Origin of the sequence: Aquincola tertiaricarbonis, from assembly GCF_000969605.1 — a bacterium.
Taxonomy (GTDB): domain Bacteria; phylum Pseudomonadota; class Gammaproteobacteria; order Burkholderiales; family Burkholderiaceae_C; genus Aquincola; species Aquincola tertiaricarbonis.
Genome location: NZ_JZUE01000004.1, coordinates 158,800 through 182,980, shown reverse-complemented (window position 1 = coordinate 182,980; position 24,181 = coordinate 158,800). Strand labels below are relative to the sequence as shown.

Genomic DNA, 24,181 nt, shown 5'->3' with positions numbered 1-24,181 from the left:
GCTGCCCATGCGCTGCCTACACTCGCGCACCCCCGTTCCCCACGCCGCATGCAAGCCCTGCTCGACACCATCGCCATCCTGCCGCGCCCCAGCGAAGCCGGCCGCCTGTTCCATGGCCGCGGCGGCCTGCATCCCGGCTGCGAGCAGTGGACGCTGGACGCCTATCCGCCGGTCTGGCTGCTCACCAGCTTCGCCCCGGCCACGGATGGGCAACTGCAGGCCGTGGGCGATGCGCTGGCCGCACGCTGGCAGCAGGTGGCCCCGGGCGAGCCGCTGAACTGGGTGTTCCAGCAGCGCGACGAGACCTGCGCCAGCAACCGGCTGATGGCCGGCAGCGTGCCCGACGAGCATGTGGTGCAGGAGGACGGCGCCCGCTTCCTGGTGCACCTGCTGCGCGGCCAGAACCACGGCTTGTTCCTCGACATGGCCGAGGGCCGTCGCTGGGTGCGGCGGTGGGCGGCGGGGCGGCCCGGCGGCCGGGTGCTGAACCTGTTCGCCTACACCTGCGCCTTCTCGGTGGCGGCCTTGCAGGCTGGCGCCGGCTCGGTGAGCAACATCGACATGGCCGGCGGCGCCCTGGCCATCGGCCAGCGCAACCACCGGCTCAACGGGCTGGACTCGGGCGCGGGCTTCCTGCCGCACGACGTCTTCGCCTCCTGGGGCCGGCTGCGCCGGGGCGGGCCCTATGACCTGATCGTGGCCGATCCGCCCAGCCACCAGAAGGGCAGCTTCATGGCCCCCAAGGACTACCCGCGGCTGGTGCGCCGCCTGCCCGAGCTGCTGGCGCCGGGCGGCCTGGCGCTGCTGTGCCTGAACACGCCCAAGCTGGGCAGCCAGTTCCTGCACGAGGTGGTGCAGGCCGAGGCACCGGAACTGCGTTTCGTCGAGCGGGTGGCCCATCCGGCGGCGTTCGGCGACATGTCGGCCGAACGGGCATTGAAGGTCATGGCCTGGCAGGCGGCATGACGGCGGCCACCGGCGGCGGATGGCGTTCGGCGAACTGGCCATTCCAGTAGGGATAGGCGGGGTAGGGCGGCGTGGTGGCGCTGGCCGCATCCAGCAGCGCCATGTGCCCGGCGTCCAGCTGCCAGCCCAGTGCACCCAGGTTCTGCCGCAGCTGCGCCTCGTCGCGCGCGCCGATCAGCACGCAGGCCACGCTGGGCCGCTGCAGCAGCCAGTTGATCGCGATCTGCGGCAGCGTGCGGCCGGTGTCGGCGGCCACCTGGTCCATTGCGTCGATCACGCGGTACAGCCGCTCGTCGTCCACCGGCGGGGCGAAGGCGGCCGTCTGGTGCAGCCGGCTGCCGGCAGGCCAGGGCTGGCCGCGGCGCAGCCGGCCGGTGAGGCGGCCCCAGCCCAGCGGGCTCCACACGATGGCGCCCACGCCCTGGTCCAGCGCCAGCGGCATCAGCTCATGCTCGTAGTCGCGGCCGACCAGGGAGTAATAGGCCTGGTGGGCCACGTGGCGCTCCAGCCCCAGGCGGTCTGCCGCGGCCAGCGACTTCATCAGCTGCCAGGCCGGGAAGTTGGAGGCGCCGATGTAGCGCACCTTGCCGGCGCGCACCAGGTCGTCCAGCGTGCGCAGCACCTGTTCCACCGGCGTCATCGCGTCCACCGCATGCAGCTGCAGCAGGTCGATGTGGTCGGTGCCCAGGCGGGCCAGCGCCGCATGCACGCCTTCGATCAGGTGGTGGCGCGAGCTGCCCACGTCGTTGGGCCCCGGCCCGCTGCGCAGCGCCAGCTTGGTGGAGACGATGGCCTGGTGCCGCCGGCCCTTGAGCGCCTGGCCCAGGATGGTTTCGGAGGCGCCATCGGAGTACACGTCGGCGGTGTCGAACAGGTGGACGCCGGCCTCCAGGCAGATGTCGACGATGCGGCGCGCGGCCGCTGCGTCGGTGCGGCCCCAGGCGCTGAACAGCGGGCCCTGGCCACCGAAGGTGCCGGCGCCAAAGCCCAGGGCCGGCACGTGAAAGCCGGAGCGGCCGAGAGGGCGGTGTTCCATGCGATGCCTTTGCGTTGGATGCGATGCAGCCACTGTGCCGGCGATGGATATCGTTGACTAGAATGCCGCCCTTACACGCAGCTGTGCGTTGAAGTCACAAGCCCACGCACCACCGCCATGCCCCGCATCGAGGTCAACCGCTCCGGCGAGATGGAAGTGTTCGTGCAGGTGTTCGAGCGCGGCGGCTTCTCCGCCGCCGCCCGCGGGATGGGCATGACGCCTTCGGCCGTGAGCAAGCTCGTCAGCCGGCTGGAGGCGCGGCTGGGCGTGCAGCTGGTGCACCGGTCCACGCGCAAGCTGCAGCTGACGCCCGAGGGCCAGCAGTTCTACGAGCGCAGCGTGCGGGTGCTGGCCGACATCGACGAGGCCGAGCGCAGCGCCACCGCCGATGCCGCGCCGCGCGGGCGGGTGAGCATCAACACCAGCGTGGCGGTGGGCATGCAGGTGCTGGTGCCGCTGGTGCCCGATTTCATGCGGGAGCATCCGCAGGTGCAGCTGGACATCGTGCTCACCGACCGCGTGGTGGACCTGATGGACGAGCGGGCCGACATCGCCATCCGCTGGGGGCCGCTGCCCTCGTCCGACCTGGTGGCCCGCAAGCTGGGCGAGACGCGGCTGGTCATCGTGGGCTCGCCCGACTACCTGGCGCGCCAGGGCATGCCGCGCAAGCCGCAGGACCTGTTGAAGCACCAGCGGCTGGACTTCAGCTACCGCCGCCGCGTGCCCGACTGGCCGCTGCGCGTGGGTGGCCAGGTGGTGGAGGTGCCGGTGCAGGGCAACGTGCGCGCCGGCGACGGCGAGACGCTGCGCCAGCTGGCGGTGGCCGGCGCCGGCCTGGTCAGGCTGTCGCGCTACCAGGTGCAGGCCGACATCGACGCCGGTCGGCTGCTGCCGGTGCTGGAGAAGCACAACCCCGGCGACAGCGCCCCGCTGCATGCGGTCTACCTCGGCAAGGCCGGCCGCCTGCCATCGCGGGTGCGGGTGGTGCTGGATTTCCTGCAGGCGCGGATGGCGGCCGATCCGCGTTTCGGCCCGGCCGCCTGAGTTCACCCGCTGCGCGGCGGGCCTGCCGTGCCCTCAGGCATCCGTCCCCGGCTGCCCCTCCCGCGCAAAGTACTTCCCGGCGCCGGCCATCTTCAGGTACTTGGCCATGGCCTTGCGGTCCGACAGCGGCAGCACCGCCTCGTCGCTGCCGATGCCCGCGGCCTGGGCCAGTCGCTGGCCGGCGGCGTCCAGGCCGATGGCCTTCAGGTGGCGCCAGGCGTCGCGCAGGAAGTCCAGCGCGGCGGGGTGGCCCAGCAGCGGCTCGATGCCTTGCTGGCCGCCCACCACGATCACCGCGCCGAACAGGCAGGACGGCGATGCGGCCAGCGCGCCATCAGGCTTCAGCAGCGTGCCGTCGGCCAGGCTCACGCCTTCGATCTTCTCGGCAATGATGGACACGCGGGCCCGTGCCTTTTCCAGCGCCTGCCTGGCGGTGCTCACCAGCTCGGGGTCGGCGCCCTCGGCCACCAGCATCGCCAGGTGGCGGCCCTTCAAGGTACCGGCGCGGCTGGCCACCTGGCTCAGCGCGGGGGAGGGCGGCAGGTCCTGCGGCGGGCGGGCCGGGGTGGCGCGCGAGATGGCCGCGGGCTGCACCCCCAGCTTGTCGGCCACGCCCTGGGCCAGCGTCTCGTCCACCAGCACCAGGTGCGACAGCACGCGGTCGCGGATGGCACCCGTCTCCACCTTGCCCAGCTCGAAGCCCAGCGCATTGATCATGTGGTTCTGCTCGGTGGCCGTCATCGAGCGGAAGAACAGCCGCGCCTGCGAATAGTGGTCGGCGAAGCTCTCCGGGCGCAGCCGCTGCTTCGGTCCGGTCTCGGCCAGGGCCAGGCTGTTGAAGCCCCGTTCCGGCGATTCACGCGGGCCGCCGGCGCCCAGCGAATTGGGCTCGTAGGCCACGCGGCCGGTGGGCACCCGCATCTGCATCTGGCCGTCGCGCTGGAAGTTGGCGAAGGCATTGCGCGGCTGGTTGATCGGCAGCTGGTGGAAGTTGGGCGTGCCCAGGCGCGAGAGCTGGGTGTCCAGGTACGAATGGAGCCGGCCCTGCAGCAGCGGGTCGTTGCTGAAGTCCAGGCCCGGCACTAAATGGCTGGGGCAGAAGGCCACCTGCTCGGTCTCGGCGAAGAAGTTGGCCGGGTTGCGGTCCAGCACCATGCGGCCCACCACCTCGATCGGCACGATCTCCTCCGGAATCACCTTGGTGGAGTCCAGCACGTCGAAGGGCAGGCTGTCGGCGGTGGCCTGGTCGAACACCTGCAGGCCCAGCTCCCAGGTCGGGAAGTCGCCACGCTCGATGGCTTCCCAGAGGTCGCGGCGGTGGTAGTCGGTGTCCGCACCGGCGATCTTCACCGCCTCGTCCCAGGTGGTGGATTCCACGCCCAGGCCGGCGCGCCAGTGGAACTTGACGAAGCGCCATTCGCCCGCCGCGTTCACCAGCCGGAAGGTGTGCACGCCGAAGCCGTCGATCATGCGCAGCGAGCGCGGGATGGTGCGGTCGCTCATCGCCCACATGATCATGTGCATGCTCTCGGGCATCAGCGAGACGAAGTCCCAGAAGGTGTCGTGCGCCGAAGCCGCCTGCGGGAAGCCGCGGTCCGGCTCCATCTTCACCGCATGGATCAGGTCGGGGAACTTGATCGCGTCCTGGATGAAGAAGACCGGGATGTTGTTGCCCACCAGGTCGAAGTTGCCTTCGTCGGTGTAGAACTTGACCGCGAAGCCACGCACGTCGCGCGGCGTGTCCACCGAGCCGGCACCGCCGGCCACGGTGGAAAAGCGGGTGAACACCGGCGTGCGCTTCTTCGGCTTGGCGAGGAAGCTGGCCCGGGTCCATTCGCTGCAGTCGCGCAGGCATTCGAAATAGCCATGCGCTGCCGAGCCGCGCGCATGCACGATGCGCTCGGGAATGCGCTCATGGTCGAAGTGGGTGATCTTCTCGCGCAGCAGGAAGTCTTCCAGCAGCGTGGGGCCACGCTGGCCACCGTGCAGCGAGTTCTGGTTGTCCGCAATCGCCAGGCCCTGGTTGCTGGTGAGCACCGCCTGCCCGGCCGCGGCCGTCTGGTGGGTCTCACCCCCCTGGCCCACCTCGGGTCGGGTGGGCGAGGCGCCGGGGCCGCTGCGGCGGCGGGCAGGCGTGGGGGTGGCGGGCATCGCGGGCTTGCGGGTGGCCATGGGCTGTCCTTCTGGAATGCGTGAAAAACCGCGCCGCCGGCGCGTGCGCACCGGCGGCGGGGGGCTGTCTGGGCATTCCGCAGGCTAGACGCCAGGCGGCGCTCACCCTGTGGGTGAGCCGCTTCGTGCGCTGTAGGACAACGCGACGAAACGTAAGCGGATCAGGCGGTACGGAACCTCGTCAGCAGCTCGACCAGCCTCTGCGCCTGCTGCCGCAGCGACTCGGTGGCCGCGGTGGCTTCTTCCACCATCGCGGCGTTCTGCTGGGTGGAGCGGTCCATCTCGGCCACGGTCTGGTTCACCTGCGCGATGCCGCTGGCCTGTTCGGCCGTGGCGCGCGAGATGTCGTCCACCGTGCCGGCCACGCGCTCGATGGCGCCGACGATGCGGCCCATGGTCTGGCCCGCCGCCTGCACTTTCACTGCGCCCGCTTCGATCTGCTCGACCGACGAGCCGATCAGCGTGCGGATCTCGCGCGCCGCCTCGGCGCTGCGCTGGGCCAGCGTGCGCACCTCGCTGGCCACCACGCTGAAGCCGCGGCCCTGCTCGCCGGCGCGTGCCGCCTCCACCGCCGCGTTCAACGCGAGGATGTTGGTCTGGAACGCGATGCCGTCGATGGTGCCGATGATCTCGCCGATCTTCTTGGCCTGGGCGTTGATGGCGTCCATGGTGGTGATCACGTCGGCCACCATCTGGCCGCCTTCGCGGGCCACGGTGGAGGCGTCGTGCGCCATGGTGTTGGCCTCGCGGGCGTTGTCCGCACTGCTGCGGATGGTGGCGGCCAGCTGCTCGATGGAAGCCGCCGTCTGCTGCAGCGCCGCCGCGGTGTTCTCGGTGCGGCCCGAGAGGTCGCTGTTGCCGGTGGCGATCTCGCCCGAGGCGGTGCTGATCTCGTCGGCCGTGCGGCGGATGTCCACCACGATGCCGCTGAGGCCGCGTGACACCTCGCCCAGTGCCGACAGCACGCGGCCGGTGGCATCGGTCGAGGCGGCCTGCTCGGTGCGCGTCAGGTCGCCCTGCGCCAGCAGGCCGGCCAGCTGCGCCGCCTGGCCCAGCGGCTGGCTGATGGCCCGCACGAACATGGCGGACATGCCCGCGGCCAGCACGATGGCTACCAGGGTGGTGGCCACGATCACCATGCTGTTGCGCGCGGCGCTGGCCGAGGCGGCGGCCACGCTCTGCGCGGTGGCTTCCTGCTCGCGGGCGATGTACTGCTTGAGCTGCTGCTGGCTGGCCTTGAACTGGTTGTCCAGGGTCACCACGAAACTGGCCGCGGTGGCCACGCCGGCGGTCTTGATGTCCAGCGTGTCGCGCGCGCTCTTCGCATAGGCCACGTAGCCCTGGGCGATGGGGCCCAGCAGCGCGCGGTCTTCCTCCGACAGCGCGGCATCCGCCGCCGAGGCCTGCACCGCCGTCTCGAAGTCCTTCAGCTGCACCACGATGGCATCGTCCAGCTGCTTGATCAGCTCGGCCCGCTGGCCGATGGCCTCCCAGGTCAGGCTCTGGTAGATCTGCTGGTGCAGGAAGGTGAGCTGCTGCGCGAAGTCCTCGGCCTTGACGATGCGGGCCACGCCCTCGCCACCGATGTCCTGCAGCTCCTGGGTCAGCGAGCGGTTGGCCAGCCAGCCCACCGCGGCCACCACCACCAGGCACAGGATGGCGAAAGCGGGTGCCAGCGACACCTTCACGCCGATCGAGGCGTTGCGAAAGAACTGCGTCATGGAGTCAACCCCGGGTTGAGGAAGGAGGGCAGGTCTTCAGCGGTAGATGCCGACGCCGACGAATCCTTCGCCATTGGGTTGCTTGCGGGCGTAGGTGGACTTGCCCATCATCTTCTTGGAGATGGGGTCCGGCCAGTCGTAGTCGTACCAGCCGCCGCCCTTGGCGGCCATGTCGATCAGGCCGGTGACCACGGGCTTGCCGTTGCCGTCCTTCACCGCGGACATGTCCTTGCCCAGCAGCTTCTCGTTGCCGCCATGGGCCAGCACCACGGCCTTGCTGTCGTAGACCATGACGTACAGGTCCTTCTTCGTCCACGCGGCCTTGTCGGTGGTGAAGTCGGCGTAGGCCTTCTGCGCGCCCACCTTCTTGATGTGCTCGAAAGCAGCGTCGGCCATCGCCTTGGCCTCATCCTTGGTGCCGCGGTCCTCGGCGGCGGTGGCGGGCAGGGCAAGGCAGGCGGCCATCAGCATGGCGGCGGCAATACGAGAGGTGTTCTGCATGTCGACGGTACTTCCACAAGGGGCTGAAGAAAGCGGCCGAAGCCGCAGGAGCCCCTGCTATCGGGTGGCTGCTGCCGATACTTGAGGGCGGAGCAACCCGAAAGGGTGATTCAGCGCTCGATCGACTGGCCGATGAAGCGCGACACCTTGGGCGGCCCCTCGCCCCGGTGGAAGGCCAGGCGGCGGTCGCGCAGCGCCACCTCCACGGCGGTGATGCGGTCGAAGCGGCGCAGGTGCTCCACCCAGCTCTCGTCCACGTAGTACTCCATCCAGTGGCGCGGGTTGGCATGGTCGCGCAGCAGGCCCCAGGAGAGCGCGCCCTGCTGCAGCCGGCTGCGCCGGCTCTCGCGCATCAGGTCGGCGAAGGCTTCGGCATCGGCGGGGTCGATGTCGTAGTCCACCGTCACCATCACCGGGCCGGCATGGGGGTCGATGTCCAGCACGGTGGTGGGGCTGGGCAGCACGTCGCGCTGCGGCGTGAGGTCGTGGTCGCCGCCCAGGCGCTCCACCTGCTGGCGGCGCATCAGCACCAGCATCACCAGGCCGCTGGCGGCCGATGCCAGCAGGCTGGCCTGCAGGCTGCTCAGGCTGGCCACCTGGCCCCACAGCGCCGCGCCGCCGGCGCTGCCGGCCATCAGCGCGGTCTGGTAGATGGCCATGCCGCGGGCGCGCACCCAGTCGGGCAGGGCCAGCTGGGCCGACAGGGTCAGCGAGTTGGCCACCGAGATCCAGCCCGCGCCGGCCAGCGCCATGGCCGGCGCGCTGAGCCACAGGCTGGGCGACAGCGCCACCACCAGCGTGCCGGCCGCATGCATCAGCGTGCCGTACAGCACCAGGTCGTCCCGGGTGAAGCGCTCGCGGATGCGCGGCAGCATCAGCGCCGTGGCCACCGCGCCGGCGCCCATGCACGACAGCAGCAGCGTGAAGATGGCGGCCCCGCCGTGCGAGAGCTGCTGTGCCACCAGCGGCATCAGTGCCAGCAGCGCGGTGCTGTGCAGGAAGAACACGAAGATGCGCAGCAGGATCACCCGCATGCCCGGCGACTGCCGCACGTACTGCACGCCCACCCGCATCGCGCCGACGAAGCGTTCCCCCGGCAGCGCGCTGGCCCGCGGCGTGTTGCGCCAGCGCCAGATGATGCCGGCCGCGCCCAGCGACAGCAGCGCGTTCAGCCCGAAGACCCAGGCCGGCCCCAGCCCGGTGAGGATGGCCCCGGCCAGGATGGGCCCGGCAATGCGCGAGGCATTCATCGCGATGGCATTCAGCGCCATCGCCGAGGTGAGCTCATGCCGCGGCACCAGTTCCGGCACTATGGCCGCGAACACCGGCCAGCGCATCGCCAGGCCGACGCCGTTGGCGAACACCAGCAGCAGCAGCAGCGGCGCGTTCAGCGCCCCGCTGAAGGCCAGCACGCTCAGCAGCACCGCGGTGGCGGCCACCCACAGCTGCGTGAACATGAACCAGTGCCGGCGGTCCACGATGTCGGCCATGGCGCCGCTGGGCAGGCCCAGCAGGAACACCGGCAGCGTGGCCGCCGTCTGCACCAGGGCCACCCACACCGGGTTGGGCGCCAGCTCGGTCATCATCCAGGCGGCAGCCACGTCGTTCATCCACATGCACACATTGGCCGTGACCGAGGCCAGCCAGAGCATGCGGAACACCGGGCGGGCCAGCGGGGCCAGCGTGCCCGCACGCGGCGGCATGGCGGGCGCCGCAGGAGGCTCGGGCGGCGGGGGCGAGGGGGGCGGCAGGGCGTCTGAAGTCATCGTGTGGCGGGCCCACTGTAGCCCCATGCCGGCCGGCCGCCGATGTGGGAACTGCGGTGTGCCCACCGGCCAGTTCCGGTTTCAGCGGCCGCGCCGGGCGGCCGATATCGGGCCCATGAAGAAGTACATGCGCCTGGTTCCTTCCGCGTTGGCCGCGCTGGTGCTGGTGGCCTGCGGCGGCGGTGGCGGCTCCGGCGGCGGCGAGGCCGAAGCCGCGCCCGCCTTGCCGGCGGCCGCTTCGGCCACCGGCGACGCGGCCGGCCCCACCGATGCGGCCGCCCTCGCCTTGGCCACGCTGAACACCGAACGCGAGCGTTGCGGCTTCGGCAGCGTGCGCCGGCATGCGGCGCTGGACACCGCCGCCGGCTGGCATGCCGCCTACCTGAAACAAGGTTTTGCCGAGGGCCGGCCCGCCAGCCACCAGCAGGAGCCGTCGCGTACCGGCTTCGTGGCGGCCACGCCGGCCGAGCGGGTGCTGCAGGCCGGCTACGACTATGCGGCCACCGGTGAGTACCTGAGCTTCGTGCCGCTGGCGGGCACCGCGGCGCCCGGCGATGCGCTGGTGCGCGCGATGCTGGCCACGGTCTACCACCTGGCCGGCATGCTGGACGGCAACCGCGACGTCGGCATCGCCGTGGCCCGGGCCGACAGCGCGCCGCCGGCCTACCGCCAGGCCATCCTGGCCTGGGAAACCGGCACCCCCCGCGGCAGCCGCCCCACCGAGCCCGCGGGCCTGGTGACCTATCCCTGCGCCGGCAGCAGCGGCCTGCAGCCCTTCATGTATGGCGAAAGCCCCGATCCCTTCACCGCACTGGGCTTCGCGGCCGGCCCGGGCACGGGCCACCCGCTGTACCTGCGCGCGCCCGCCGGCACCCAGCTGCGCCTGGCCGTGGCGCAGCTCACCCACGTGGCCAGCGGCCGCCCGGTGGCCGTGCAGCTCTACCACGCCAGCGACGATCCCCAACGCCTGCTGGGCGCCCACCAGGCCTTCGCCATCCCGCGCGAGCCGCTGGAACCAGGCGCCAGCTACCGCGCGCAACTGCAGGGCAGCGTCGACGGGGTGCCGTTCACGCGGGAGTTCACTTTCGGGACGATGAGGTTCTGAGCGGTTCGAGCGGTTCTCCGACAGGCTGACCCGGCCCCCGGCCGCATCCGGGCCATCGACGCCTGCGTATGCTGGCGCGATGACTTCGATCTCTCGTGCGTGGATGGCGCCGTTGCTGGCGCTGGGCCTGGCGGCCTGCCTGGCCGGCTGCTCGCCGGTCACGGCGCTCAATGTGCTGGCCCGCGCGGGCGACCACACGGTGACCGCCGGCGTGGCCTATGGCCCGGGGCCGCGGCAGCAGCTGGACGTGTACCGCCCGGCCGGGCCGGCGCCCAGCGACGGCTGGCCGATGGTGGTGTTCTTCTACGGCGGCTCCTGGAACAGCGGCGCGCGTGCCGACTATGCCTTCGTCGGCCAGGCCCTCGCCTCGCGCGGCATCGTGGCGCTGGTGGCCGACTACCGGCTGTATCCGCAGGTGCGCTATCCGGGGTTCCTGCAGGACTGCGCGGCCGCGCTTGCCTGGGCGCTGGAGCGGTCGCGTGCGCTGGGCGCCGATCCACGCCGGGTGCATGTGATGGGCCACAGCGCTGGGGCCTACAACGCCGCCATGCTGGCGATGGATGCCCGCTGGCTGGCGGCCACCGGCCATGCGCCCGCGGAGCTGGCCGGCTTCATCGGCCTGGCCGGGCCCTATGACTTCCTGCCCAGCGGCAATCCCGACGTGCAGCCGGTGTTCTTCCATCCCGCGGTGCCGCCCGGCGCACAGCCGGTGGAGTGGGCCGGCCCGGCCACGCCGCGCAGCTTCCTGGGTGCGGCGCGCAGCGACGCGCTGGTCGATCCCCAGCGCAACACCGTGGCCCTCGCCACGCGGCTGCAGGCCGCGGGTGTGCCGGTCATGCTGCGGCTGTACGACGGCGTGAACCACGTGACCTTGGCCGGCGCGCTGGCTCGGCCGCTGCGCTGGCTGGCACCTGTGCTGGACGACGTGGCCAGCTTCGTGCAGGCACCGGCCACCGCCCCGCACGCATCCGCCATGCAGGCGACGGCTGCGGCCGGTGGGCCGGCCCGCGCGCAGGTGCAGCCATGAGCGGCCTGTGGCAGCGCATCGGCGCCGCACGCAGCGATGCGTCGCAGGTGGCCGCCTTCGGGCTCATCCTCTATTCACGCGCGGACGTGCACCTGCGCAAGCTGCTGGACGATCCCGACTACGTGGCAGCGCTGGATGCCGTCTCCGGCTTTCGCTGGACGGTGTTCTATGCCCGCGTGGGCAGCCATGCCGGCCCGGTGGCGGGTGGGCCGGTGCAGCCGCGGCGCCTGCAGGAAAGCCCCGACCGGCCGGAGCAGGAACCCAGCGATGCGTTGCTGGAGGCCTTCGGCCTGCAGCCGCGGGACGTGCCCTGCCTGCTGGTGTTCGTGCCGCTGGACGACGACCAGGCCGTGGTGCGCCATCTGCGCCTGCAGGCCGATTCCCTGGAACAGGCCTTCACCTCGCTGCGCGAAGCCATCGGCACCATCACCGAGGTGTTCGACGACATTGCGCCGGCCCATCTGCAGGATGCCGAGGGCCTGGTGGCGGCACTGGACCTGCGGCTGGTCAATGACCGTCACCGCCGGCTGGCCGGGCGCATGCTGTCGCTGGTGCGGTGGCTGCGCAGCTTCATGCCGCGCCTGCCCGGTTAGCTAGCCGAAGTTCTGGATCCACTCCACGCCCTGGGCGTAGGCGGACTGGATGGCCACGTCCTCGCTGGGCAGCGGGTCGCGCCGGACGGCGATGGTGCGCGGGCGGCTGGGCCACACCAGCTTGGAGATCACCAGCGCCGGCTCGAAAAGGCCGTTGTCGCGCGCCTGGGCGCTGCACACCAGCTCATAGTCGGCGACGCGGAAGGTTTGGGTAGCAGCCATGGAGGTCCTACGACGTGATGGGCGAGTATGCGTCACGCTGCGCCGGCCCATGTGGCGACGCCGGCGCGAGGCCGGCATCGGTGTGACAAGCCCGCCCGGCGCAGCCCCTGCGGGCCGGCCCGGCGTGGCGGCCGAACTTACTTCTTGACCGCGCCCGTGCCGCCGGTGGTGGCCTGGTTGCTGTTGTTCTCCACCGTGCCGGTGCCGCGCGGGTTGGTGTTGCTGTTCATCGTGCCGGCATCGCTGCGGCCGGTGGTGCCCGACGACGAGCTCGACGAGCCCGAGGTGCCGCCCGACGACATGCTGCCGGCAGCGCCCGTGCCGCCCGGGGTGGCCTGGGTGCCGTTGTTCTCCACGGTGCCGGTGCCGCGCGGGTTGGTGTTGCTGTTCATCGTGGTGCCCGACTTGCCGGCGGACTTCATCTTGTCCTTCTTGCCGTCCATCGACTGCGTGCTGCCATGGGCGCCGGAGGCGTCATGGTTGGCACCGCTGCTCAGCTGGTTGTTGGTGGTGCCCGGCACCGCGGTGGCAGAGCCTTGCGCCTGGGCCAGGCCGAAGGTACCGGCCAGAGCTGCGGCGGCGATGAGGGAGGTGATCGATTGCTTGTTCATGCTGTCTCCTGCAAGAGGGTTTGGAAAGTGCGGCCTGCGTGGGTCGTCAGCCGTGGCTGCCGGCCTTCAGGGCCTGGAGTGCACTCTAGGGGGGTGGCTCATCGCCCCGCGTCGGCCGCTTGCGCCGATGGATGTAGGACATACCCACGTGGCGTTGAAGTACTGCCGGGTCGAGACGGCTGCTTAGGTTGGGGGGCTGCTGAGCCTGTGGGCATCGGCCGACACGCGGGCAGGGCGCCGCCCCGCGCGCCGATGCGCCATGTGTCCCTGGCCCGCGTCGCGGCAACGCCTTAACTTTGCTGTACCGAAACCAAGGAGACCTCTCATGACCGATCACATCGACGACAAGACCAAGCATCCCGTGGCAACCGGCACCGGTGCCGTGGTGGGTGGCGTGGCAGGTGGCGTGGCCGGCGGCGCAGCCGCAGGCGCCGCGGTGGGTGGCATGACCGGCCCGGTGGGCGCGGTGGTGGGCGCGGCCGTGGGTGCCGTGGCCGGCGCACTGGCCGGCAAGGGCATCGGCAAGGCGGTGGATCCGGCGGCCGAGGAAACCTACTGGCGCGACAACTACGCCAGCCGCCCCTACGTCACCCCAGGCTCCACCTATGACGACTACGGCCCGGCCTACCGGCATGGCGTGGATGCGTACTCGCGTTATCCGGACCGCAACTACGACGACATCGAGTCCGACCTCAGCCGCGACTGGGGCACCTCGCGCGGCAATTCGTCGCTCGAATGGGAACACGCCAAGCATGCCTCGCGCGACGCCTGGCACCGCCTGAGCAACCGCGTGGAACGCGCAGTGCCGGGTGACTCGGACGGCGACGGCCGTTGATGGCGCACTGACTCGGCCGGTCTTGCTTGACCGGCCGGGGCAAAGCTCCGGCAAAAGGGTGCTTTTGGCACCCTTTTGCCTTTGTGCGTTGGGTGACTTGCCTCGTGTGGGCGGCGCAATCAGCCAGGCATCAGCCACGCGCCCGCGCTCAACCCGTCGAAGGCAACGGCAGGTCGAAGTGCAACACCTCTTCCCGCAAGCCCAGCTTCTCGTACAGCGCGATGGCCGGCGGGTCGCTGTGGTCGGCCTGCACGAACACCACCCAGGCGCCGCGCTCGCGGGCCATTGCCTGCAGGCTGCGGATGAGCCCCGTGGCCACGCCCTGGCGTCGAGCGTGCGCCGCCACCGCCAGGTCGTACAGGTAGACCTCGCTGCGCGCCTGCTCCAACTTGGGCAGCTCGTACGCCACCAGCCCGCCCACCACCGCGCCGGCCTGCAGCGCCACCAGCGCGAACACATGCGGTTGCGCCAACACCTGCTGCACATAGGCGTCGTCGGGTGGCGAGTGCGCATAACTCGCCAGGTCCTCGAAGGCGCTGGCGAACAGCGCGTTCAACGCGCGCAGCAGCGCCAGGTCCGCCGACCCCAGGCGCCGGATGTCCAAGGCGGGCGTCGGCGCGGGCATGGGCTCAGAACCAGACATCGCGGATGCACTTGCCGTCGCTCGGCAGGTCCTCCCAGCGGTCCAGCCCGTCGAAGTGGTCGATGCGCAGGTGGGCGATGGGCCCGGGCTCGCACAGCCGCAGGTTTACCGCCATTCGGCGTCGGCCCTCCGCGTCGGGCTGCTGGGCAAGCCAGTGGGTGAGGCAACCGCAGCGCGGGCAGAAATTGAAGCTGAGAGACCGGCCGCGCACATAGGCCGTGGTGGTGCCGTGCACGCGGATGTCCTCGCCCTCGTGACCGTAGGCCCACAGCACGCCGTAGCGGCGGCAGGCGGTGCAGTTGCAGGCAGTGGCAGATTCGGGCACGTCGTCGAGCTGCCAGCCCGCGCCGCCGCAATGGCAGGTTCCTTCAAGCATCGGCGTCCTCCGCAGGGGGCGGTCCCACGACCACCTCGTCACCCACCATGATGCAGCCACCGGCCAGCACCCGGGCGGTGAGCCCGCCGTGGCCCCGCATCGCGTTGTAGGCGCCGGGCCCCAGCTCGGCTTCCATCTTCGAGCAGGGATCGCACGGGCCGGTGAGCTGCAGCAGCACCTGCGCGCCGATGCGCAGCACCAGCGGCTGGTCGGCGAACAGGCTGCGCGCGGCCAGCAGGTTCAGGCCCGAGACCACCAGGTTGCGCCGCAGCGTGGTGGCCTCGATCTGCGCATGGCCGGTCCAGGCGGCGATGAGCGGCAGGTGCTCGGCCTGCACCAGCGTGACCTGGCGCTTGCCGCCGGCCGCGCCGGGCCGCGGCGCTCGATCGGCCGCACGGTCGCCCTGCAGGCCACGCTGCACCAGCGCCTGCGCCTGCGCCACGGCCACCGCCGGCAGGCCCCGCGCGGGACGCAGCACGATGGCCTGCAGCCGGCCCGGGCGCGGAAAGCGCGCGGTCAGGCGGCGCAGGCCGGCCGCCTCGTCGTCGTCGCCGGGCCGGGCCATCTAGTTCTTCAGCCGGTAGCCGGTGCGGAACATCCAGCCCACCACCGCGATGCACAGCGCCAGGAAGCCGCAGGTGGCCGCCAGGCTCCAGCCCACGCCCACGTCGGCGGTGCCGAAGAAGCTCCAGCGGAAGCCGTCGATCAGGTACACCACCGGGTTGAACAGCGTCACCTGGCGCCACAGCGGCGGCAGCATGTCGATGGAATAGAAGGCCCCGCCGAGGAAGGTGAGCGGCGTGATGATCAGCATCGGGATCAGCTGCAGCTGCTCGAAGCCCTTGGCCCACAGCCCGATGATGAAGCCGAACAGGCTGAAGGTGACCGAGGTGAGCAGCAGGAAGGCCACCATCCACACCGGATGCTCGATGCGCAGCGGCACGAAGAACGATGCCGTGGCCAGGATCACCAGCCCCAGGATGACCGACTTGGTGGCCGCCGCGCCCACGTAGGCGATGAGCATCTCCAGGTACGAGATGGGTGCCGACAGCAACTCGTAGATGGTGCCGGTGAAACGCGGGAAGTAGATGCCGAAGGACGCGTTGGACAGGCTCTGCGTCAGCAGCGACAACATGATGAGCCCTGGCACGATGAAGGCACCGTAGGCCACGCCGTTGACCGATTCCATGCGCGCGCCGATGGCCGCGCCGAAGACGATGAAGTACAGCGAGGTGGTGATCACCGGCGTGACCAGGCTCTGCCCCACGGTGCGGGCGAAGCGTGCCATCTCGAAGCGGTAGATGGCCCACACGCCGTGGCCGTTGAATCCGCGGGCGCTGCTCATCGGGCCGCTCCTGGTTGATGCACCAGGCTCACGAAGATGTCCTCCAGCGAGCTCTGGCGCGTGTTCACGTCGGTGTAGCCGATGCCCAGCTCGGCCAGCCGGCGCAGCACCGGGGCCACGCCGCCGCCGGCGTCATGGGCATCGAACTCGCGCTGCAGCGTGTGGCCGCCGGGCTTGAGCACCAGGTCCATCGCCGCCAGCTCGGCCGGCAGCGCATGCAACGGCTGCTCCAGCTCCACCGTCAGCTGCTTCTTGCCCAGCTGCTTCATCAGCGCCTTCTTCTCCTGCACCACGATCAGCTCGCCCTGGCGGATGACGCCGATGCGGTCGGCCATGTCCTCGGCTTCCTCGATGTAGTGGGTGGTCAGGATGATGGTGACGCCGCCGTCGCGCAGCCGCCGCACCATCTCCCACATGTCGCGCCGCAGCTCCACGTCCACGCCGGCGGTGGGCTCGTCCAGGAACAGGATCTGCGGCTCATGCGACAGCGCCTTGGCGATCATCACCCGCCGCTTCATGCCGCCCGACAGGGCCATGATCTTTTCGTCGCGCTTGTCCCACAGCGAGAGATCGCGCAGCACCTGTTCCACCTTGGCCGCATCGCGCGGCTTGCCGAACAGGCCGCGGCTGAAGCTCACCGTGGCCCACACCGTCTCGAAGGCGTCGGTGGACAACTCCTGCGGCACCAGCCCGATCAGCGAGCGGGTGATGCGGTAGTCGCGCTGGATGTCATGGCCGGCCACCGCCACGCTGCCGCTGCTGGCGGTGACGATGCCGCAGATGATGGAGATCAGCGTGGTCTTGCCGGCACCGTTGGGTCCCAGCAGCGCGAAGATCTCGCCGCGCTGGATGTCGAGGTCGACGCGCTTGAGCGCCTGGAAGCCGCTGGCGTAGGTCTTGGTGAGGCCGCGCAGCGCGACGGCGGGTGTGGGGGAGGATGGCTCGGATGGGCTGTCGGGCATGGGATGGGCGGCGGGTGTCGGCGGGCCATGTTAGGCGCCCCCGCTGGCAGCTTCAGGGCCGCCGCAGGCTGCCCCCACCGGCGAAGTTGATGGCCTGCGTGGTGGTGGGCGCCGCGCCGGTGCTGGTCAGCGTGGCGTCCAGGGTCACGTTGCCGCCGGCGCGCTGGATCACCAGGCGCAGGCTGTCCACCGCGGCATGGCCCTGCAGCGGCACCGGGGCGGCGCTGCCGCGCTGCTCGGTGCCCACCAGCAGCACCGCGGGTTTGGCGTCGTTGCCGGCCGGGTCGGTGGCCAGGGACAGCCGCCAGGGCTGGCCGCTGGCGTCCTGGCCCACCCAGTCGCCGCTGAGCGCGGGCAGGAAGCGGTCGTTCTCGTTGCGGTGCACGGTGAAGGCACTGCCCGGGCCTTCGGGCGTGAACTCCACCGTGTCGCCGTCGAGGAAGCGGCCCGTGTAGCGCGCCACCAGCGGCGATTGCGGCGCCGTCACCGTGATGCGCAGGTTGCGGTTGCTGAAGTCGCCGGACAGCAGGTGGCGGTGGTCATCCGCGCCCAGGGGATCGTCGATGTTGATCGAGGCCTGCGTCTCGTCGAAGCGGCCGCTGGCACCGTCGGCCGACACGCCGGTGGTCTGGAAGTTGACGCTGACGATGCGCCGCTCCACCACGCCCACGTAGGAGAACACGAAGATCGGCGCGAACAGCAGCTCCGAGCCGCCGCCGCAACCGTGCAGCGGCAGCAGCAGCGCGCCGGCACCGGCGCCGGAGGCGGCCAGCAGCAGCCGGCGGCGCAGTGCATCGGGCCGCTCGAGCGGACAGGCCTTGGGACGAGGCAGGAAGGGGATCATGGCGGCTCCTTGCGGGCAAGCTGCTGCAGAAAGCCCTCGATGTCGGACTGCAGCCGCTGCAGCGCCGGCTCCAGCTCTTGCATGCGGGCCCGCACCTCGGGCGGCGAGGCCTGGGCATCGAAGATGGCCTGCGAGTCGGCCGCATTCATGCGCCAGATCACCTGGTGCACCGACCACAGGCTGTCGCGCAGGGCCTGCCAGCGGGCCAGCACCGGCGCCGGCCAGTGGCGGGCCAGGGCGCCGTCGTGCCGTTCGCGCGCGTCGCGGAAGCGGTTCACCGCGGCGTTGTATTCATTGGCAAAGGCAACGAAGCGGGTGCGCGGCACGCTGGGCCGCAGCAGCAGCTGCTGCAGGTTGCGCACGCCGAACAGGTACTGGTTCAGGGTCTCGGCCAGGTCCACCTCGGCCGCGCGCGGATCGGTGGGCGGGATGTTGCGCGCCTCCTGCAGCCGCCACACGCCCAGCGACCGCAGGCTGCGCTCGACGGCCGCGGCCGGCAGCACGCTGAAGGCCAGGTCGTCCGCATCGGTCACCAGGCCCAGCACGCCGTGCCCACTCATCACCGGGCCGCCCGAGCTGCCGCCGCGCGCACCGGGAAACTCGATGCGCAGCAGCCCGGCGGGGGCTCCGGCAGCGCCGGCACCGGCCGAGCTGGCCGGCGATGCGGCCGGCACCACGGCCACCGCGCCGCTGCGTGCCACCAGGCCGCAGCGGCCTTCCTGGCCCAGCAGCCAGGCTTCCTGCCGCGGGGCGATGCCGGCCGCCGGCGCCAGCACCCGCTCCAGCGGCACATAACCCGCCGGCAGCGCGGTGCGCAGCACGGCCAGGTCCTGGTCCGGGGCCTCGAAGCCGGCCAGGCGCTGCGCCGGCTGCGGCGCAGCGGCCGGCGTGCCGTCGCAGAACACCACCTCCACCGCCGCGCCGGCCGGCTGCAGCACATGCGCCGCGGTGGCGATGTACGCATGCCGGCCGTCGCTGCCCACCACCAGGCCGAAGCCGTGTTCGCCACCGGCTTCCGCGGTGCGCACCTGCACCACGTTGCGCAGCAGCTGCCCGCCCAGCTGCGGGCCGTCGAGGAAGCTGGTGTCGGCCGCCGGCGCGGGCAGTCCGGTGGCCGCCGCCAGGACACAGGCCAGCAGGCGCAGCACGGGGCTGGCTGTTGCATGTTCCCGCCGAGCGGGAAGCCCCCAACAGGCAGGAGCGCCGCCTTCGGGCGGCCGGGCGGCGGCGGGGGATGGGGCACCCTCCCGCTGCGCGGGATCCCGCCGAGCGGGAAGCGCGCCGCCTTCGGGCGGCCGGGCGGCGGCGCTCATGCGGCCGCTCCGGTCAGCTGCCGGCGGGTCCAGGCCAGGGCGCCCCACAGCATGGCGGCCGCGCTCCACAGCAGGCCCACCAGGTGGTGGCGGGCCACCATCTCCAGCAGGCTGGGCTTGAGGGACTGCTCGAAGTCGCCCACGCGGGTGCGCAGGCCGGTGGCGCTGCCGCTCGCGGTCATCGCCAGGCCGCTGCCGGTGGCCTGCAGCGCCAGCCGTTCCACCGCCAGGCCGTCCAGCTCCAGCCAGTCGCCTGCGGCCAGGCGGTGCTGGCCGCCGGTGGCCGGCAGCTGCACCAGGCCTTCGTTCAGGCTGGAGCCCACGGCGGCGCCCGCCGCGCCGCCGTCCACCCGCTCGGCGAAGCGCAGCGACTCCGGCCGCAGCCCGCGCAGCCACTGGCCGGCCGCCGGCAAGGCCAGCAGCAGCGGCGGCGGCGCGGGAGAGGGGCGGGCCGCATCACCGGCCTGCAGGCGCAGCCATTCGGTGTCGGCCTGCGGGCGCGCCTGCACCAGGTCGCCCAGCTGCAGCCGGGTCTGGCCGCGCCATTGCAGTTCGGCCACCACCGGCGGCACCGGCGCTTCCACCTGCAGCAGCAGCTGGCCGCCCGCGGCCTGCAGCGTGAGCCGGCTGCCGGCCGGCAGCTGCAGGCTGCGCAGGCGCAACTCGGTGGCCTCGATGCGCAGCCGGTCGGCACCGGCCTGGCGGGCCAGGTCTTCCAGTGCCGCGTCGCCGGACTGCAGCTGGGTGAAGCCTTCGGCGCGCACCGGCCCCGCCTGCGCCGGCAGCTCCAGCTGCACCGCCTGCGGCAGTTGCAGCGTGACGCTGCCGGCCTGCAGGCTCAGCGACAGCGGCACGCTGCGCACCGGCACCGTGGCCGCCAGCAGCAGCACCGTGGCCACCAGCAGCACCGGCCAGCCGGCGGCACCCCAGCGCCTGGCACGCGGCCGCTGCCGTGCCGCCAGCGCGGCCAGCGCGGCGTCCAGCATCTGCAGCCGCTGCTGCAGGCCCAGCAGCTCGGCCGGCGGCGCATCGGGGTCGGCCAGGCGGCTGGTCCAGCGGGCCAGCGCCTCGTCGCGCAGCCGCGCCAGCGGTTCAGGGCCGGCCATGGCGTATGCCGGCCACCACGAATCGCAGCAGCGGCAGCGCGCGCCCGTCGGCCGCGGCCACTGCCTGCACCTCGATGCGCTGGCTGCCGCCATCGGCCGGCATCGGAAGCGGCAGCGTGCTGCGCTGCCAGGCGAAGAGCCGCGAGCCCGGCAGCTCGCTCCACGCCGACGCGGCGGCACCCGGGCTATCGGGCGCGGCCCGCCAGCGGATGGCGGCCACGTCCACCGACACCCGCAGCACCGCATGCGCCTGCAGTGGTGGCGCCGCCTGCCCGGCAGGCGACAGCGGCACGAAGACCGGATCGGCATGGCCCGACGTGCTGCCGGCTGCGCTGGTGGCCAGCGGCACCGCCAGGAAGCCGAGATCGGCCAGCCGCAGGCCGGTGGCAGCCAGCATCGGCGCCGGGTCCCAGGCCACCGGGCGACCGGGCGGCAGCTCGGCATCGGCACGGTAGAAGGGCGTGGAGCGCTGCGGCAGCACCGTCAGCCGCAGGGCCGGGCCGGTGGCCTCGGCCTGCCACAGCAGCGGGCCGGTGGTGGTCGGCGGCAGCGGCGCGCGGGTGAGCGAGACCAGTTCCACGAAGGGCTGGGAGACGGTGCGTTCGTAGAAGCCTTCGCAGCGGGCCGCATCGGGCACCGGCCGATAGGCCGGCATGCGGCTGCTGCTGGGCTGCACCCGCGCGCATTCGAAGGCCCCGGCCGGCCCCGCCACCAGCCCGGCCAGGGCCAGCAGGCTGGCGGCCCGGCACCTCGATCTCCGCATCGGCATCCCCTCGCATCGGCCGATGACGGTTATCGGGCCGGGTGCCGCGGCCGTCGATCCCTACCTTCTAGAGATGGGCGCGGCGGCCGTCAGTGCGCATGCATGGTGCTGCCGTGGCAGGCCTCGTCCTGCACGCCGAAGCCGCGGAACAGGCACATGCGCCGCCAGGCCTTGAGCGATTCCGAGCGTGCCGCCAGCGCCTGCGGCGTGCGGAAGGGCGCCAGGATCTCGGGCACCGTGCGGGCCACGCCGTTCTTCATCACCATCTCCACGTTGGCGGCGTTCTTCAGGTCCTCCAGCGGATTGCCGCGCACCATCACCAGGTCGGCCAGCTTGCCGGGCTCCACCGTGCCCAGGTCCTTGTCCAGGTAGCTCATGCGCGCGGCATTGATGGTCACGTTCTGCAGCGCGCGGTGGTTGCTGGTGACCAGCCCCGAGCCGCGCAGGTTCATGTGCAGCCCGATGCCCGGCGCCACCAGGGGCGAGTCGGTGCCGATGGCCAGCAGCCCGCCGGCATCCGCCACCTTCTGCGATTGCGCCGCATCGCGCCGGATGGTGGCCAGCGTCTCCGCCGTGGGCACCGGCGTGGCCAGCAGCCCGGCCACGAAGTTGGGCGGCACCAGCAGCGCGAAGCGCTCGCCCAGCAGCACGCTGGGGTCCTGGCCCACCAGCGCCATCGACGAGAACAGCGTGTCCACCACATGGAAGTCGGCCTTGGCATGCAGGTCGAAGGCGTCCTGGTAGGTGATGCCGTTCAGCGACTTCGCCCAGCCATAGCCCATGCGCTGCGTGGCCGACAGGTGCGTGGTGCCGCCGATGCCGGTGGCCGCGCCCGGCGACAGCATGTGGGTGCCGGTGGGAATGCCTTCGTCCAGCCCCGCCTGCGCGATGCGGGTCATGACGGGAATGGGCGCCCGCACGTACGACTTCATGTAGTCCACGCCCATCGCGCGCGCCTTGGCGATCTCCATCTCGGCCACCTCGGTGGTGCGCAGGGTGCGGGCGAAGCTGTAGAAGAGCCGGTTGCCCTCCCACAGCGGCGGCGAGACGAACACCCGCGGCCCCACCAGCCGCCCGGCCTCCAGCGATTCGCGCATCTCGATGCTCTGGTGCAGCGGCCCGGCCACCGACTGCGTGCTGGTGATGCCGTAGGCCAGCATCAGCGCCGAGATCTGCCCGAACTGCCCGCCCTGGTACAGCGTCAGCGGATGCACGTGCGGGTCCCACAGGCCGGGCATCACCGTCAGCGCGCTGGCGTCGATGTAGCGGTCGGCCGAGGTCTCGGCGCCGGCCTGGTGCGGCCGGATGGCGGTGATGCGGTGGCCACTGATGACGATGTCCACGTCGGTGGCCACCGTCTCGCTGCGGCCGTCCCACAGGCGGCCGGCGCGCACGATGGTGGTGGCCGGGCCCACGGCGGGCTGCCAGTCCAGCGACAGCGGCACGTCAGCCGCGCCGCTGCCGTCGGCCTGCACCGTGCGCAGCCGGGTGCCGGCCTTGTACAGCAGCGTGCGCGAATCACCGGCCCAGGAGGGCAGGTCGGCCGCCTCGGTGGTGATGGCGCGCGGCGGGCCCGATGGCACGCCGCCGGCGCCCAGCGGCATCACATGCAGCACCGAGTCCATCACGAAGGCCACCTGCGTGCCGTCGGGCGACACCACCGCCGCGCCTTCCTCGCGGTCGGAGATCTGCCGCGGCCGCTCGGCCACGCGGTGGAAGACCGCGGTCTTGGTGGCCAGGTCGATCACCCGCAGCGCGTTGTAACCCTCGCGGAAGCGGTTGTTCATGCGCTCGTTGTCGACCAGCACGATCTTGTCGCCGCCCGGCAGCCACTGCGGCGTGCTCACCTGCGAACTCACCTGCGGGATGACCACCTCGGCCGACTGCGCCGCGACGTTCCACAGCTCCAGCTGGCCCGAGCCGGTGGTGTAGGCGATGCGGCTGCCGTCGGGCGACATCATCGGCGTGACCATCGACTTGGCCGCGATGGCGCCCAGCCGCGTGCGCACGCCGGTGGCCACCACCACCTGGTCGATGGCCAGCGCGCCGGCGTTGCCGCGCTCGGTGGAGAAGTACACCGCGCTGCCGTCGCGGGTCCATTGCGGGCTGCCGTCGCGGTCCAGGTCGTCGGTCAGGCGCACCGGTGCCTCGCCGATCTTCATCACCCAGACGTCGTTCAGCGCCACGAAGGCCACGCTGCGGCCATCGGGCGACAGCGCCGGCGCGCTGACGCCGGTGACCGGCCGCGGCGCCAGGCGGTCGAAGCCGCGGTCCTTGGTGGCGGTGATCACCGGCCGCCGCACGCTGAGCTGCGCGGTGAAGCCGATGTCCGTGGGATTGCCGCCGCTGGCGTCGCGTGTGCGCAGCTTGCCGTCGGCGGTGTAGAGCATGCGGCCGTCGGGCATCCAGCGCACCGGGAAGCCGAACAGGTCCTCGCTGCCCGACACCGGCGTGCCGCCCACCGTCAGCACCCGCGCCGGGGTCTGGTACACCAGGGCGGAGCCATCGCGGTTGTAGGCCGGGGCGATGCCGGGGCCCACCAGCGTGCGCTCGCCGCCGGCGGCCGGCACGGTGTAGAGGTTGTTGGTGTCGACGAAGACCACCTTCGTGCCGTCGGGCGACACGATCGGGTTGCTCTCCGCCCCGGCGCCCTGGGTGACCTGCTGGTAGGCGCCGCTGGCCAGGGTGTAGCGCCAGATCTTGTAGTTGCCGTCGTTGCCCCGGTCGGAGGCGAACACCAGCGCGGTGCCGTCGGGCGTCCAGGCGGGCTCGCGGTCGTCGTAGGGGCCGGTGGTCAGCTCGGTGGCATTGGCGCCGTCGGGGTCGATGCGCCAGAGGTGGTAGTTGCCGTCCAGCGTGTAGTTCTGGAAGACGATGCTGCGACCGTCGGGCGACCACACCGGCGCGGTGGGCTCCAGCGTCCACGGCGTGATGCGCCGGGCCTCGCCGCCCTGGGCGTCGATGACCCACAGCGCGCCCTGGGCCGAGAACACGATGCGCCGGCCATCCGGCGAGGGGGAGGCGGCCATGTTGGTGCCTTCGCGCAGCTCCACCGTCACGTCGCGCACCGAGCCGCTGAGTCCGCTCAGCTCCTCGGGCCGGCCGGGGCCGTCGTCATCGTCGTCGTCGTCGAAGGGGCAGCCGCCGAGCAGGACGGCCACGGCCACGCCTGCGATCCATGCATGTCGCTTCATGTGCTCTGTCTCCTGGCAGGGGCCTTGTGGAAGGTG

General features: G+C 71.9%; 23 protein-coding genes. 6 read left to right on the top strand and 17 right to left on the bottom strand.

The features are described 5' to 3' along the window. Positions 1-48 precede the first annotated feature (48 nt). Positions 49-966, top strand: a complete 918-nt coding sequence (locus VO99_RS06635; RefSeq protein ID WP_046112018.1) for a class I SAM-dependent methyltransferase — start codon at positions 49-51, stop codon at positions 964-966. Here the strand turns inward: VO99_RS06635 and VO99_RS06630 are convergent. After that, positions 944-2,002, bottom strand: coding sequence for an aldo/keto reductase (locus VO99_RS06630; protein ID WP_046112017.1), 1,059 nt, complete (start codon positions 2,000-2,002; stop codon positions 944-946). The genes VO99_RS06635 and VO99_RS06630 overlap by 23 nt on opposite strands. Positions 2,003-2,119: 117 nt before the next feature. Here VO99_RS06630 and VO99_RS06625 point away from each other — a divergent pair, with 117 nt between their 5' ends. Next, positions 2,120-3,046: a LysR family transcriptional regulator gene (locus VO99_RS06625; RefSeq protein WP_046112016.1), complete on the top strand. Its 927-nt coding sequence runs from the start codon at positions 2,120-2,122 to the stop codon at positions 3,044-3,046. Between the two features lie 33 nt (positions 3,047-3,079). Here the strand turns inward: VO99_RS06625 and VO99_RS06620 are convergent, their stop codons facing one another. The 4 genes from VO99_RS06620 to VO99_RS06605 all read right to left on the bottom strand — a co-directional run bounded on the left by VO99_RS06620 (position 3,080) and on the right by VO99_RS06605 (position 9,206). Continuing rightward, positions 3,080-5,218 (bottom strand): catalase, encoded by a 2,139-nt coding sequence (locus tag VO99_RS06620; RefSeq protein WP_375136381.1) that lies wholly within the window; start codon positions 5,216-5,218, stop codon positions 3,080-3,082. 161 nt (positions 5,219-5,379) lie between these two features. After that, positions 5,380-6,939 carry a methyl-accepting chemotaxis protein gene (locus VO99_RS06615; protein WP_046112015.1) on the bottom strand — a complete coding sequence of 520 codons (1,560 nt, stop codon included), beginning with the start codon at positions 6,937-6,939 and terminating at the stop codon, positions 5,380-5,382. A 36-nt stretch (positions 6,940-6,975) separates the two neighbouring features. Next, on the bottom strand, positions 6,976-7,440 hold the full coding sequence (locus VO99_RS06610; protein ID WP_046112014.1) for a cache domain-containing protein: 465 nt from the start codon (positions 7,438-7,440) through the stop codon (positions 6,976-6,978). Positions 7,441-7,550: 110 nt separating this feature from the next. Further along, on the bottom strand, positions 7,551-9,206 hold the full coding sequence (locus VO99_RS06605) for an MFS transporter (RefSeq protein WP_083440409.1): 1,656 nt from the start codon (positions 9,204-9,206) through the stop codon (positions 7,551-7,553). A gap of 115 nt (positions 9,207-9,321) precedes the next feature. Here VO99_RS06605 and VO99_RS06600 point away from each other — a divergent pair, with 115 nt between their 5' ends. The 3 genes from VO99_RS06600 to VO99_RS06590 all read left to right on the top strand — a co-directional run bounded on the left by VO99_RS06600 (position 9,322) and on the right by VO99_RS06590 (position 11,931). Then, positions 9,322-10,311: a CAP domain-containing protein gene (locus tag VO99_RS06600; protein ID WP_046112012.1), complete on the top strand. Its 990-nt coding sequence runs from the start codon at positions 9,322-9,324 to the stop codon at positions 10,309-10,311. A 79-nt stretch (positions 10,312-10,390) separates the two neighbouring features. Beyond that, positions 10,391-11,338: an alpha/beta hydrolase gene (locus VO99_RS06595; RefSeq protein WP_052736137.1), complete on the top strand. Its 948-nt coding sequence runs from the start codon at positions 10,391-10,393 to the stop codon at positions 11,336-11,338. Beyond that, a complete protein-coding gene (locus VO99_RS06590; protein ID WP_046112010.1) occupies positions 11,335-11,931 on the top strand; it encodes a hypothetical protein in 597 nt (198 codons plus the stop codon). The genes VO99_RS06595 and VO99_RS06590 overlap by 4 nt, the downstream gene beginning before the upstream one ends. Here VO99_RS06590 and VO99_RS06585 read toward each other — a convergent pair whose 3' ends face one another. After that, complete coding sequence (locus tag VO99_RS06585; protein ID WP_046112009.1) at positions 11,932-12,153, bottom strand: hypothetical protein; 222 nt, start codon at positions 12,151-12,153, stop codon at positions 11,932-11,934. A gap of 137 nt (positions 12,154-12,290) precedes the next feature. After that, positions 12,291-12,764: a hypothetical protein gene (locus VO99_RS06580; protein ID WP_046112008.1), complete on the bottom strand. Its 474-nt coding sequence runs from the start codon at positions 12,762-12,764 to the stop codon at positions 12,291-12,293. A gap of 325 nt (positions 12,765-13,089) precedes the next feature. Here VO99_RS06580 and VO99_RS06575 point away from each other — a divergent pair, with 325 nt between their 5' ends. Then, a complete protein-coding gene (locus VO99_RS06575; protein WP_046112007.1) occupies positions 13,090-13,599 on the top strand; it encodes a glycine zipper domain-containing protein in 510 nt (169 codons plus the stop codon). A 148-nt stretch (positions 13,600-13,747) separates the two neighbouring features. Here the strand turns inward: VO99_RS06575 and VO99_RS06570 are convergent, their stop codons facing one another. The 10 genes from VO99_RS06570 to VO99_RS06525 form a co-directional block, all read right to left on the bottom strand. Continuing rightward, complete coding sequence (locus tag VO99_RS06570) at positions 13,748-14,224, bottom strand: AAC(3)-I family aminoglycoside N-acetyltransferase (RefSeq protein WP_046112006.1); 477 nt, start codon at positions 14,222-14,224, stop codon at positions 13,748-13,750. 4 nt (positions 14,225-14,228) lie between these two features. Continuing rightward, positions 14,229-14,618: a GFA family protein gene (locus tag VO99_RS06565; protein WP_046112005.1), complete on the bottom strand. Its 390-nt coding sequence runs from the start codon at positions 14,616-14,618 to the stop codon at positions 14,229-14,231. Further along, a complete protein-coding gene (locus VO99_RS06560; protein ID WP_046112004.1) occupies positions 14,611-15,183 on the bottom strand; it encodes an MOSC domain-containing protein in 573 nt (190 codons plus the stop codon). Before VO99_RS06560 ends, VO99_RS06565 begins: the two co-directional genes overlap by 8 nt. Next, on the bottom strand, positions 15,184-15,963 hold the full coding sequence (locus VO99_RS06555; RefSeq protein WP_046112003.1) for an ABC transporter permease: 780 nt from the start codon (positions 15,961-15,963) through the stop codon (positions 15,184-15,186). Further along, a complete protein-coding gene (locus tag VO99_RS06550) occupies positions 15,960-16,925 on the bottom strand; it encodes an ABC transporter ATP-binding protein (RefSeq protein WP_046112002.1) in 966 nt (321 codons plus the stop codon). The genes VO99_RS06555 and VO99_RS06550 overlap by 4 nt, the downstream gene beginning before the upstream one ends. 52 nt (positions 16,926-16,977) lie before the next feature. Continuing rightward, on the bottom strand, positions 16,978-17,769 hold the full coding sequence (locus VO99_RS06545; RefSeq protein ID WP_046112001.1) for a hypothetical protein: 792 nt from the start codon (positions 17,767-17,769) through the stop codon (positions 16,978-16,980). After that, complete coding sequence (locus VO99_RS06540; protein ID WP_046112000.1) at positions 17,766-18,917, bottom strand: S1 family peptidase; 1,152 nt, start codon at positions 18,915-18,917, stop codon at positions 17,766-17,768. The genes VO99_RS06545 and VO99_RS06540 overlap by 4 nt, the downstream gene beginning before the upstream one ends. A 161-nt stretch (positions 18,918-19,078) precedes the next feature. Next, positions 19,079-20,188, bottom strand: a complete 1,110-nt coding sequence (locus VO99_RS06535) for a hypothetical protein (RefSeq protein WP_046111999.1) — start codon at positions 20,186-20,188, stop codon at positions 19,079-19,081. Further along, positions 20,175-20,951, bottom strand: coding sequence for a hypothetical protein (locus VO99_RS06530; protein ID WP_157039468.1), 777 nt, complete (start codon positions 20,949-20,951; stop codon positions 20,175-20,177). The genes VO99_RS06535 and VO99_RS06530 overlap by 14 nt, the downstream gene beginning before the upstream one ends. Positions 20,952-21,040: 89 nt before the next feature. Further along, positions 21,041-24,145, bottom strand: coding sequence for an amidohydrolase family protein (locus VO99_RS06525; protein ID WP_046111997.1), 3,105 nt, complete (start codon positions 24,143-24,145; stop codon positions 21,041-21,043). Positions 24,146-24,181 lie beyond the last annotated feature (36 nt).